Source organism: Comamonas thiooxydans (assembly GCF_000964545.1).
GTDB lineage: Bacteria > Pseudomonadota > Gammaproteobacteria > Burkholderiales > Burkholderiaceae_C > Comamonas > Comamonas thiooxydans.
Map to the genome: position 1 here is coordinate 148916 of NZ_BBVD01000001.1, position 12124 is coordinate 161039.

At 59.4% G+C, this 12124-nt stretch carries 13 protein-coding genes and 1 tRNA gene; all 14 read right to left on the bottom strand.

The features are described 5' to 3' along the window. The 14 genes from nuoL to secG all read right to left on the bottom strand — a co-directional run bounded on the left by nuoL (position 1) and on the right by secG (position 12112). The gene (gene nuoL, locus Cth01_RS00665; RefSeq protein WP_174446994.1) at positions 1 to 2037 is read right to left on the bottom strand and encodes an NADH-quinone oxidoreductase subunit L; all 2037 of its coding nucleotides are present in this window, start codon (positions 2035 to 2037) and stop codon (positions 1 to 3) included. A 30-nt stretch (positions 2038 to 2067) separates the two neighbouring features. Beyond that, positions 2068 to 2376 carry an NADH-quinone oxidoreductase subunit NuoK gene (gene nuoK, locus Cth01_RS00670; protein WP_003057821.1) on the bottom strand — a complete coding sequence of 103 codons (309 nt, stop codon included), beginning with the start codon at positions 2374 to 2376 and terminating at the stop codon, positions 2068 to 2070. Then, on the bottom strand, positions 2373 to 3053 hold the full coding sequence (locus Cth01_RS00675) for an NADH-quinone oxidoreductase subunit J (RefSeq protein ID WP_003076492.1): 681 nt from the start codon (positions 3051 to 3053) through the stop codon (positions 2373 to 2375). Before Cth01_RS00675 ends, nuoK begins: the two co-directional genes overlap by 4 nt. A gap of 34 nt (positions 3054 to 3087) precedes the next feature. After that, positions 3088 to 3597: an NADH-quinone oxidoreductase subunit NuoI gene (gene nuoI, locus Cth01_RS00680; RefSeq protein WP_003057824.1), complete on the bottom strand. Its 510-nt coding sequence runs from the start codon at positions 3595 to 3597 to the stop codon at positions 3088 to 3090. Between the two features lie 11 nt (positions 3598 to 3608). Then, positions 3609 to 4685, bottom strand: a complete 1077-nt coding sequence (gene nuoH / locus Cth01_RS00685) for an NADH-quinone oxidoreductase subunit NuoH (protein ID WP_003057825.1) — start codon at positions 4683 to 4685, stop codon at positions 3609 to 3611. After that, positions 4682 to 6799 carry an NADH-quinone oxidoreductase subunit NuoG gene (nuoG, locus tag Cth01_RS00690; RefSeq protein ID WP_045838310.1) on the bottom strand — a complete coding sequence of 706 codons (2118 nt, stop codon included), beginning with the start codon at positions 6797 to 6799 and terminating at the stop codon, positions 4682 to 4684. The genes nuoH and nuoG overlap by 4 nt, the downstream gene beginning before the upstream one ends. Before the next feature lie 23 nt (positions 6800 to 6822). Further along, entirely contained in the window at positions 6823 to 8187 is a 1365-nt protein-coding gene (nuoF, locus tag Cth01_RS00695) for an NADH-quinone oxidoreductase subunit NuoF (RefSeq protein ID WP_003064388.1), read from the bottom strand. Continuing rightward, entirely contained in the window at positions 8184 to 8675 is a 492-nt protein-coding gene (gene nuoE / locus Cth01_RS00700) for an NADH-quinone oxidoreductase subunit NuoE (RefSeq protein WP_003057829.1), read from the bottom strand. Before nuoE ends, nuoF begins: the two co-directional genes overlap by 4 nt. Beyond that, a complete protein-coding gene (locus Cth01_RS00705; protein ID WP_003076498.1) occupies positions 8672 to 9925 on the bottom strand; it encodes an NADH-quinone oxidoreductase subunit D in 1254 nt (417 codons plus the stop codon). The genes nuoE and Cth01_RS00705 overlap by 4 nt, the downstream gene beginning before the upstream one ends. Positions 9926 to 9954: 29 nt before the next feature. Next, positions 9955 to 10566, bottom strand: a complete 612-nt coding sequence (locus Cth01_RS00710; RefSeq protein WP_012837316.1) for an NADH-quinone oxidoreductase subunit C — start codon at positions 10564 to 10566, stop codon at positions 9955 to 9957. A 9-nt stretch (positions 10567 to 10575) separates the two neighbouring features. Continuing rightward, the gene (locus tag Cth01_RS00715) at positions 10576 to 11055 is read right to left on the bottom strand and encodes a NuoB/complex I 20 kDa subunit family protein (protein ID WP_003057832.1); all 480 of its coding nucleotides are present in this window, start codon (positions 11053 to 11055) and stop codon (positions 10576 to 10578) included. A gap of 22 nt (positions 11056 to 11077) precedes the next feature. Next, a complete protein-coding gene (locus Cth01_RS00720) occupies positions 11078 to 11437 on the bottom strand; it encodes an NADH-quinone oxidoreductase subunit A (protein ID WP_003064381.1) in 360 nt (119 codons plus the stop codon). Between the two features lie 74 nt (positions 11438 to 11511). Next, positions 11512 to 11596 (bottom strand) — tRNA-Leu (locus Cth01_RS00725). Positions 11597 to 11716: 120 nt separating this feature from the next. After that, positions 11717 to 12112: a preprotein translocase subunit SecG gene (secG, locus tag Cth01_RS00730; RefSeq protein WP_045838311.1), complete on the bottom strand. Its 396-nt coding sequence runs from the start codon at positions 12110 to 12112 to the stop codon at positions 11717 to 11719. Positions 12113 to 12124 lie beyond the last annotated feature (12 nt).

Sequence of the window (12124 nt, forward strand, 5' to 3'; positions counted from 1 at the left end):
CTACTTGTTGAGCCACACGAAGTACGTCATGAGGGCAACGATACCCAGCAGCATGACCAACGCGTAGTGATAGAGATAGCCTGTTTGCAGGCCGCGCACCCACTGACCGAACTTGGCCATGAGCTTCCAGGAGCCGTTCACGATGGCGCCATCGATGATGGCCTGATCGCCGGCCTTCCAGAAGAAGGTACCGAAGGCACGGGAGCCGCGGGCGAAGATGTTCTCGTACACCCAGTCCACGCCGTACTTGCCTTCCAGAACCTGGTAGAGACCAATCTTCTTGGAGAAAGCCATGATGGCGGCAGGAATCTCGGGCTTGACCATGTAGAACACATAGGACACCACCACACCGGCCAGAGCCAGCCAGAACGGTGCAGCCGTGAAGCCGTGCAGTGCCATGGGCACCCAGCCGTGGATCTTCTCGGCCAGTTCGGCCATGGCGCCATGCTTGGGGCCATCGACGTGGATCACGCCCTTGAAGAAGTCGCCAAACAGCATGGGCATCAGCGCAATCGCACCGATCACCACCGAAGGAATGGCCAGCAGCACCAGAGGACCGGTCACCACCAGAGGCGACTCGTGGGGCTTGGCATCATGGCCATGGCCGTGGTCGTCATGACCGTGGTGGTCATCATGGTGGGCATCGGGGTTCTGGTCGTAGCGCTCCTTGCCGTGGAAGACGATGAAGTACAGACGGAAGGAGTAGAAAGCCGTGATGAACACACCGGCCAGAACTGCAAAATTGGCAAAGCCGGCAGCAGGCAGGTTGGAAGCGTGAACCGCCTCGATGATGGCATCCTTGGAGTAGAAGCCCGAGAAGAACGGCGTGCCGATCAGCGCGAGGTTACCCAGCAGGAAGGTGATCCAGGTGATGGGCATGTACTTGCGCACGCCGCCCATCCAGCGGATGTCCTGATTGTGGTGCATGCCCATGATGACGGAGCCCGCACCGAGGAACAGCAGCGCCTTGAAGAAGGCGTGGGTCATCAGGTGGAACACAGACACCGAGTAGGCCGACACACCCAGAGCGATGGTCATATAGCCCAGCTGGGACAGCGTGGAGTACGCAATCACGCGCTTGATGTCGTTCTGGATGATGCCCAGGATACCCATGAACAGCGCTGTGATGGAGCCGATCACCAGGATGAAGTTCAGCGCAACATCCGACAGCTCATACAGAGGAGACATGCGCGACACCATGAAGATGCCAGCCGTCACCATGGTCGCTGCGTGAATCAGCGCGGAGATAGGCGTGGGGCCTTCCATGGAGTCCGGCAGCCAGGCGTGCAGCGGGAACTGGGCCGACTTGCCCATCGCGCCGATGAACAGGCAGATGGCAGTCACGGTCACCAGCAGCCAGCCCGTACCGGGCAGCTGGGTGTTCTGGATCTCTGGCAGCTTGGCAAAGATTTCAGAGTAGTTCAGCGTGCCGGTGTAGGCCGCAATCAGGCCGATACCCAGAATGAAGCCGAAGTCACCCACGCGGTTGACCAGGAAGGCCTTCAGGTTCGCGAAGATGGCCGTAGGCTTCTTGTAGTAGAAGCCGATCAGCAGATAGGACACCAGGCCCACGGCTTCCCAGCCGAAGAACAGCTGCAGCAGGTTGTTGCTCATCACGAGCATCAACATGGAGAAGGTGAACAGCGAGATATAGGAGAAGAAACGGTTGTAGCCGTCATCCTCTTCCATGTAGCCCATGGTGTAGATGTGAACCATCAGCGACACAAAGGTCACCACGCACATCATCATGGCCGTGATGGAGTCGATCAGGAAACCGACTTCCATCTTCAGGCCACCGACAACCATCCAGGTGTAGATGGTTTCGTTGAACTTTGCGCCGTCGAACACGACAGCCTTGAACGTGAGGGCCGACAGAACGAAGGCCAGGAGCACGCTCAGAATCGTCAGGGAACTGCTGCCGGTGCGACCAATCTTGTTGCCGCCAAAGGCCGTGCCCCAGATACCCGCGAGTGCGGAGCCGACCAGCGGTGCCAACGGCACCGCAAGCAGCATGGATGCAGAAAGGGTTTGACTCATTTCTTGAGAACCTTGCAAGTTACGGCGGACTCAACCCTTGAGGGCGTTGAGATCTTCCGCATCGATGCTTGTCTTGTTACGGAACAGCAGCACCAAGATCGCCAGACCGATGGCCGATTCAGCAGCAGCCACTGTCAGGATGAAAAACACGAACACCTGGCCGTGCATGTCGCCCAGATAGCTGGAAAACGCGACAAAGTTCATGTTCACGGCCAGCAGCATCAGCTCGATGGCCATGAGCAAGACGATCAGGTTCTTGCGGTTCAGAAAGATGCCAACCACGGAGAGTGCAAACAGCATGGCACCCAGCGTCAGGAAGTGGCCCAAAGTCAGCGTCATGCTTTTGTCTCCACAGCAGGCGCTGCAGCCGCGGCTTCAGCGTCAGGTTTTTGTGCAGGCTTGGTGCTGTCGACCTTGACCAGCTTGATGCGGTCAGAGGCGCGTACACGAATTTGATCTGCAGGGTTCATGGCCTTGCTGTCCTTGCGCTTGCGCAGCGTCAGGGCAATTGCGGCAATCATGGCCACCAGCAGGATCACGGCCGCAATTTCCACGGGATACAGGTATTCCGTGTACAGCAGCTTGCCCAGAGCCTGTGTGTTCGAGTAAGGAACGGTCTGGCCGGCGGCATTGACCATGGTCGCACCAACAGCCTTGGCGTCTTCGACATCACCGAAACCGCCCATCAGCACCATGCCCATTTCAAAGGCGATCAGCACACCGATCAGGGCGGCGAACGGGAAATGCTTCCAGAAACCGCGGCGCATGGAGTCGATACGGATATCGAGCATCATCACCACGAACAGGAACAGCACCATCACAGCGCCCAGATAGACCAGCACCAGAGCGATGCCGAGGAATTCAGCCTTGAGCAGCAGCCAGATGGCGGCAGCCTGCGAGAAGGCCAGAATCAGATTGAGCACGGCGTGCACAGGGTTGCGAGCCGTGACAACCCGGAAGGCTGCAAACAGCAGCACGACCGAGAACAGATAGAAAAAACCAGTTTTGGCGTCCATGGATCGAATCTTTTCAAGTGATCAAGGAGCCGCTTCAGCGGTACTTGGCATCTGCTGCCTTGTTGGCAGCGATCTCGGCTTCATAACGGTCACCCACTGCCAGGAGCATGTCCTTGGTGAAGTAGAGATCACCGCGCTTTTCGCCGTGGTATTCGAAGATGTGCGTCTCCACGATGGAGTCCACCGGGCAGCTTTCTTCGCAGAAGCCGCAGAAGATGCACTTGGTCAGATCGATGTCATAGCGCGTGGTACGGCGCGAGCCGTCGTCACGCACATCGGACTCGATGGTGATGGCCATGGCAGGGCACACGGCTTCGCAAAGCTTGCAGGCAATGCAGCGCTCTTCGCCGTTTTCGTAACGGCGCAGGGCGTGCAGACCACGGAAGCGTGGCGACTGAGGTGTTTTTTCCTCAGGGAACTGCACCGTGATCTTGCGACGGAAGGTGTAGCGGCCAGTCAGGGCCATGCCCTTGGCCAGTTCCCAGAGCATGAAGCTCTTGAGGAAATCCTTGAAGGAGAAAGGTGTTGCAGCTACTGCAGACATACGTACTCCGCTTATTTCCAGATGTTCCAGGGCGAGTACAGCCAAGCACCCACAACCACCAGCCACACCAGGGTGACGGGAATGAAGATCTTCCAACCCAGACGCATGATCTGGTCATAACGGAAGCGCGGGAAGGTAGCGCGAATCCAGATGAAGCACGACACCACCAGGAAGGTCTTGATCGCCAGCCAGATCCAACCGGGGATGAAACCCAGGAAGTCGAACGGAGGCAACCAGCCGCCCAGGAACATGATCACGGCCAGGATGGAAACCAGCCACATGCTCGCGTATTCGGCCAGGAAGAAGACCGCAAAGCCCATGCCCGAGTACTCGACCATGTGACCTGCCACGATTTCGGCTTCGCCTTCGACCACGTCAAACGGGTGACGGTTGGTTTCGGCAACGACCGAGATCAGGTAGACGATGAAGATGGGCAGCAGGGGCAACCAGTTCCAGGACAGGATGCTCATGCCCATGGATGCGAACTGACCTTGACCCTGGCTCATCACGATGGCCGAGAGGTTCATGCTGCCCGTGACCATGATGACCACCAGGAAACAGAAGCCCAGCGCGATTTCGTAGCTCACCATCTGGGCCGAGGCACGCAGCGCGCCCAGGAAGGCGTACTTGGAGTTGGAAGCCCAGCCCGCAATGATCACGCCATAGACTTCGATGGAAGTGATGGCCATGAGCAGCAGCAGACCTGCATTCACGTTGGCCAGGGCCACATCGGGGGCAAAGGGAATCACCACCCAGGCCGCCAGGGCCGGCATGATGGCCATGACGGGGCCCACATAGAACAGGCCCTTGGCAGCTGCCGTGGGCTGAATCAGTTCCTTGGTCAGCAGCTTCAGGCCGTCAGCCAGAGGCTGCAGCAGACCCGAGGGACCCACGCGGTTGGGGCCCAGACGGATTTGCATGAAACCCAGCAGCTTGCGTTCCCACAATGTGAGGTAGGCCACGGCACCCATCAGGGGAGCCACGATGGCCACGATGCCGAGCAGAATCCAGATGACGGGCCAGGCCACATCGGTCCAGAAAGGAGCGGCGGACAGGCCCGCGCCCCAGGCTTTCAATGCGTCGATCATGCGGCGCCTCCCTCACGAACCTGACGAGCGTCAGCCGTCAATTGCAGCGACGTAGCGCGGCGCACGATGCTGTCGAGCTGGTAAATGCTGGCGACTGCAGGCGCAGTCACTGTGCCGGCAGGCACTGCGCTCACGGCCTGGGCCGCGTTGCTCAGCACATTGGCAGGCACTTGTGCAGCGCCGCCGGTGGCCTCAGCCAGCACGTCCTGCGACGTCTCATAGTCCACGCCCGGCACACCCATCAGGTTGGCCAGCACGCGCAGCACCTTCCATGCGGGACGCGTGTCGGCCAGAGGCTTGACCACGGCGTGGAAGCTCTGCAGACGGCCTTCGGCGTTGACAAAGCTGCCCGAGGTTTCCGTGAACGGAGCAATGGGCAGCAGCACATCGCTGAATTCCAGATTGGCCTTGAAGGGGCTCAGAGTCACCACCATCTCGGCCTTGTTCAGACCAGCGATGGCGGCCTTGCCGGCAGCGCTGTCGAACTCGGGCTCGTTGTTCAGCAAGATGGCAGCCTTCAGGCCACCGTCAATCATCTGAGCCGCATTCAGACCGTTGCCAGCAGGCATGGCCTTGACCCATTGCGCGCCCACGGTGTTGGCGGCTTCGGTCAGATAGCCCACGGCAGCACCGGTCTGTTCGGCAACCCAGCTGGCCAGAGCCAGCAGTGCAGAAGCCTGAGCATGGTGCGCTGCGGCATTGCCCAGCAGCACGGCCTTTTGCTCGCCGGCCAGCAATGCAGCGGCAATCGCCTTGGCTTCGTCATGGGCCTGACCGGCCACGGGTGCCGAGACACCCTTGGCTTCGGCCACGGCAGCGGCCACATCGGCCAGAGCCTGAGCCCAGTCGCCGGCAGCGACCACCGATGCGTTGACAGGCAAGGCCCAGTCATGGATGCGATCGTTGATGGCGAAGACCTTGCAGCCCTTCTTGGCAGCCTGGCGAATGCGCTGCGCGAACAGCGGATGGTCCTTGCGCAGGTTGGAGCCCACGATCAGAGCCGACTGCAGGTTGCTCAATGCAGCGATGGGCAGACCCAGCCACTGCACGCCTTGCGTGGCAGCGAACTCGGCATTGCGCAGACGGTAGTCGATGTTCTCGCTACCGATGCCGCGCACCAGCTTGCCGGCCAGGAACAGCTCTTCCACTGTGCTGTGAGGGCTGACCAGAGCGCCGATGGCGCTGGCGCCATGGTTGCTCTTGATCTGCTGCAGGCCGTTAGCCACATATTCGAGGGCGGTCTGCCAGTCGACTTCCTTCCACTCGCCGCCCTGCTTGAGCATGGGCTTGGTGAGGCGTTCGTCGCTGTTCAGCGCTTCATAGGAGAAACGGTCGCGGTCGGCAATCCAGCATTCGTTGACTTCTTCGTTCTCGAAGGGCACAACGCGCATGACCTTGTGGTTCTTGACCTGAACGATCAGGTTGGAGCCTGTGGAGTCGTGCGGAGCCACCGACTTGCGGCGCGACAGTTCCCAGGTACGGGCGCTGTAGCGGAAGGGCTTGCTGGTCAACGCGCCCACGGGGCAGATGTCGATCATATTGCCCGACAACTCGGAGTCCACGCTATCGCCCACCACGGTGGTGATCTCGGAGTGCTCGCCGCGGTGAATCATGCCCAGTTCCATGACGCCGGCCACTTCCTGGCCAAAGCGCACGCAACGTGTGCAGTGAATGCAGCGGCTCATTTCCTCCATGGAAATCAGCGGCCCCACGTTTTTGTGGAACACCACGCGCTTTTCTTCTTCGTAACGCGAAGAGCTGCTGCCATAACCCACTGCCAGATCCTGGAGCTGGCATTCGCCGCCCTGGTCGCAGATGGGGCAGTCCAGCGGGTGATTGATGAGCAGGAACTCCATCACCGACTGTTGTGCCTTGATGGCCTTCTCGCTCTTGGTGCGCACGATCATGCCCTGCGTCACTGGCGTGGCGCAGGCGGGCATGGGCTTGGGAGCCTTTTCCACATCCACAAGGCACATGCGGCAGTTGGCCGCAATGGATAGCTTCTTGTGGTAGCAGAAGTGAGGAATGTAGGTGCCGGCCTTCTCGGCTGCATGCATGACCATGCTGCCTTCCGTCACCTCGACCTTTTTTCCGTCCAGTTCAATTTCAACCATATGCTTGTCTCGCGATCAGGCGCTCATGCTGCCTGTTTGGAAGCGTTCTGGATCTTCGCTTCGAACTCGTGGCGGAAGTGCTTGATCATGGCGCGAACCGGCATGGCTGCCGCGTCGCCGAGCGCACAGATCGTGCGGCCCATGATGTTCACGGATACCGAGTCCAACAGCTCGATATCTTCCGGACGGCCTTCGCCGTGCTGAATACGGTTCACCACGCGCCACAGCCAGCCCGTGCCTTCACGGCAGGGCGTGCACTGGCCGCAGGACTCGTGCGAATAGAAGTACGACAGACGCAGCAGGCACTCGACCATGTCGCGCGAATCATCCATCACGATCACGGCGCCCGAACCCAGCATGGAGCCGGCCTTGGAGATGGAGTCATAGTCCATCGTGCAGTCCATGATGATGTCGGCAGGCAGCACGGGCGACGAAGAGCCGCCGGGGATCACGGCCTTGAGCTTGCGTCCGGTGCGCACACCGCCGGCCAGCTCCAGCAGCTTGCTGAAAGGCGTGCCCATGGGAACTTCGTAGTTGCCGGGCAGGTTCACGTCGCCGCTGACCGAGAAGATCTTGGTGCCGCCGTTGTTGGGCTTGCCACATTCCAGATAGGCCTGGCCACCGTTGCGGATGATCCAGGGAACGGCCGCAAAAGTCTCGGTGTTGTTGATGGTCGTGGGCTTGCCGTAGAGACCGAAGCTGGCGGGGAATGGCGGCTTGAAGCGGGGCTGACCCTTCTTGCCTTCCAGCGATTCCAGCAGCGCGGTTTCTTCGCCGCAGATGTAGGCGCCAAAGCCATGGTGGGCATGCAGCTGGAAGCTGAAGCTGCTGCCCAGGATGTTGTCACCCAGGTAGCCGGCCGCACGGGCTTCTTCCAGGGCCGCCTCGAAGCGCTCATAGACTTCGAAGATCTCGCCGTGGATGTAGTTGTAGCCGATGCTGATGCCCATCGCGAAAGCGGCAATGATCATGCCTTCGATCACGATGTGCGGGTTGAACATCAGGATGTCGCGGTCCTTGCAGGTACCGGGTTCGCCCTCATCCGAGTTGCAGACCAGGTGCTTCTGACCGGGGAACTGGCGGGGCATGAAGCTCCACTTCAGACCCGTGGGAAAGCCCGCACCGCCACGGCCGCGCAGACCGGACTCCTTGAGCGTCGCGATGACCTGATCTTGCGTCAGACCTTCGCCGCCATCCTTGCCCAGCAGCTTGCGCAGGGCCTGATAGCCGCCGCGTGCTTCATAGTCCTTGATGGACCAGTTGCTGCCGTTCAGATCCGCATAGATCTGGGGGTTGATGTGACGGTCGTGGAAGCAGGTTTCATTGCCGGTCGATGCGAACTTGGCCAGCACGGCATTGGCGGCAGGATTGTTCAGAATCGTGCTCATGCCTTGCCCTCCGCTGCGCGCAGGCCGTCGACCAGCTCGTCGAGCTTTTCATTGCTCATGAAGCTGCACATGCAACGGTCGTTGACCAGCATCACGGGCGAATCGGCGCAGGCGCCCAGGCACTCGGACTGCTGCAGCGTGAACAGGCCATCCTTGGTGGTCTCGCCCATCTTGATGCCCAGCTTGTGCTCCAGGTGGTGCAAGGCCTTGTAGCCGTCACGCAGCTGGCATGGCAGATTGGTGCAGACATTGAGCTTGTACTTGCCAACGGGTTGCTGGTTGTACATGTTGTAGAAAGTGGTGACTTCGTGCACCGCAATCTCGGCCATGCCCAGGACTTCGGCAATCACTGCCTCGCTTTCCTGGCTGACCCAGCCCTGCTCCTGCTGCACGATAGACAGGCAAGCCATGACGGCAGACTGTTTCTGGTCAGCCGGATACTTTGCCACCTCACGCGCAAAGCGTTCTCTGGTCGCTTCGGTAATCATCGGTCAACGTCTCCAAACACGATGTCCAGGGTACTGAGCACCATCACGGCGTCAGCCAGCATATGGCCACGGCTCAGTTCATCGAGAGCAGCCATGTGCGCAAATCCTGGTGGACGAATCTTCAGTCGATAGGGCTTGTTGGCACCATCGCTGATCAAATAAATGCCGAACTCACCCTTGGGATGCTCGACGGAAGCGTAAGCCTCGCCTTCGGGAACCTTGAAGCCTTCGGTAAAGAGCTTGAAGTGGTGAATCAGCTCTTCCATGTTGGACTTCATGGCTTCACGGCTTGCGGGCGCAACCTTGTGATTGTCCGTGATCACCGGGCCGGGATTGACACGCAGCCAGTCCACGCATTGCTTGATGATCTTGTTGGACTCGCGCATCTCGGCCATGCGAACCAGGTAGCGGTCGTAGCAGTCGCCCGTGGCACCCACAGGAATATCGAAGTCCAGCTTGTCGTAGACCTCGTAGGGCTGGGTCTTGCGCATGTCCCAGGGCAGGCCCGAGGCGCGCAGCATGGGACCGGTCAGGCCCAGATTGATGGCGCGTTCCGCAGACACCACACCGATGCCGACGTTACGCTGCTTCCAGATGCGGTTGTCGGTGAGCAGGGTTTCGTACTCGTCCGCGCACTTGGGGAAGCGCTGCGTGAAAGCATCGATGAAGTCCAGCAGCGAGCCCTTGCGGTCTTCGTTCATGGCCTCCATGGAGCGCACATTGCGCACCTTGCTGGCCTTGTACTGGGGCATGCTGTCCGGCAGGTCGCGATACACGCCACCGGGACGGAAGTAAGCCGCGTGCATGCGCGCACCCGACACTGCTTCGTACATGTCCATCAGCGCTTCGCGCTCGCGGAAGCTGTAGATCAGGATGGTCGAGCTGCCGGCATCGTTGCCCGAGGAACCCAGCCACATCAGGTGATTCATGATGCGGGTGATTTCCGAGAACATCACACGGATGTACTGGGCACGGATGGGCACTTCGATGCCCATCAGTTTTTCAATGGCCAGGCAGTAAGCGTGCTCGTTGCTCATCATCGAGCAGTAATCCAGACGGTCCATATAGGGCAGCGACTGGATATAGGTCTTGCTTTCGGCCAGCTTTTCGGTCGCGCGGTGCAGCAGACCGATGTGCGGGTCGGCGCGCTGCACCACTTCGCCATCGAGCTCCAACACCAGACGCAGCACACCGTGCGCTGCCGGGTGCTGCGGACCAAAGTTCAGGGAATAGTTCTTGATTTCAGCCATGGTCTTCCGTCAAAAGGCGACGTGCGCCTTTAGTGCAGGCCTCCGCCGTAGTTTTCTTCACGAATGATGCGCGGCGTGATTTCGCGAGGCTCGATCGTGACGGGCTGGTACACCACACGTTGCTGTTCGGCGTCGTAGCGCATTTCCACGTGACCGGACAGGGGGAAATCCTTGCGGAATGGATGGCCGATGAAGCCATAGTCAGTCAGGATACGACGCAGGTCTTCGTGACCTTCGAACACGATGCCGAACAGATCGAAGGCTTCGCGCTCGAACCAGTTGGCCGAGTTCCAGATGGGGTTGATCGAGGCCACCACGGGGAAGTCGTCGTCGGCGCAATACACACGCACACGCAGGCGCTGGTTCAACGTCAGAGACATCAGGTGGGATACAACGGCAAAACGCGGACCGTCCTTGCCGACTTCCGCATAAGTGGAATAGTCCACGCCGCACAGATCCAGCAGCATCTCGAACTGGCAGTCCGGGGCATTGCGCAGAATCTGCATCACGTCCAGATACTTGTCAGCGGATACTTCCACCGTCACTTCGCCATAGGCCAGAGTGACGGAGCGCACCCTGTCACCCAAGGCAGCAGTAACCACATCCCGAAGCTTCTCGGGGTGAATTGCAATTGCAGTCATCTCAGCCCTTTAAACGCGAGCGATGGTGTGGGTACGACGAATCTTCTGCTGCAGCTGGATGATGCCGTAGATCAGCGCTTCCGCTGTCGGGGGGCAACCAGGCACATAGACGTCGACGGGAACAATGCGGTCGCAACCACGCACCACCGAGTAGCTGTAGTGGTAGTAACCGCCACCATTGGCGCAGGAGCCCATGGAAATTACCCAGCGCGGCTCGGACATCTGGTCGTACACCTTGCGCATCGCGGGAGCCATCTTGTTGCACAGCGTACCGGCAACAATCATCAGGTCAGAGTGGCGGGGGCTGGCACGGAACACTTCGGAGCCGAAGCGACCGATGTCATAGCGAGCAGCTGCTGCGTGCATCATCTCCACCGCACAGCAGGCCAGGCCAAATGTCATGGGCCAGATCGACCCTGTCTTGGCCCAGTTCACCACCGTGTCATAACTGGTGGTGACGAAGCCTTCCTTCATCACGCCTTCGATCATCGTGTTTCCTCAGAAAAGCTGCTTATTCCCAATCCAGGGCGCCTTTTTTCCACTCGTAGGCAAAGCCCACGACCAGAATGGCCAGGAAAATCAGGACAGCAACAAAACCCACGCCGCCGACATCTTTGAGTGCGACAGCCCAGGGCAGCAGAAATGCGATTTCCAAGTCGAACAGAATGAACAGGATGGCGACCAGGTAGTAGCGCACATCAAACTTCATTCGAGCGTCTTCAAACGCCTCGAAACCGCATTCGTAGGGGGAGTTCTTGGCAGCATCAGGGCGGTTGGGACCCAGCACGTAGCCGAGCACCAGGGGTACAACACCCACAGCCATGCCAATAAGAATGAACAGAAGAACGGGAAGGTACTGATCGATGTTCATCGAGTGGGCCTTGTTATGAAAACATGCCTCACCGATCACTGCCTGATCAGCAGGGCAGGTTTTTAGTTATGTGTTGGTGCCGTCGGCGAGACTCGAACTCGCACAGCTTTCGCCACTACCCCCTCAAGATAGCGTGTCTACCAATTCCACCACGACGGCTTCGTCTCAAAGTCCGGCAATCCCTGGAACCTTCGTTGCAAAGATTCTGATCCCCAGACAATCCCTAGATTCTAGCCTGAAAAACCCCACTCTTTGGGGTTCTTCAGGATTTTCTCCAAATTATTTCGTTGGGATCTGGGCTGCGCCCTCAGCACCAGCCGCCGGAGCAGCAGGAGGCACGGCAGCATCGCCAGCAGCTGCGGGCGGCACATTGGCAGCAGGCGCAGGAGCCGAAACAGGAGCAGCGCCCTCCAGCACACTACCCGAGCTCACTGGGCGAGCGTTGCCCAGATAAGCCAGTGCCAATGTAGCCACGAAGAACACGGTGGCCAGAGCCGCGGTGGAACGCGACAGGAAGTTGGCGCTGCCCGAGGCGCCAAACAGGCTACCCGACGAACCGCTACCAAAGGAAGCCCCCATATCGGCACCCTTGCCGTGCTGCATGAGAATGAGGCCGATCATGCCCAGAGCGGCCAGCATCTGGACCGCGAGAATGACGCTGGAAAAGACGTTCATATCAAAACCTAA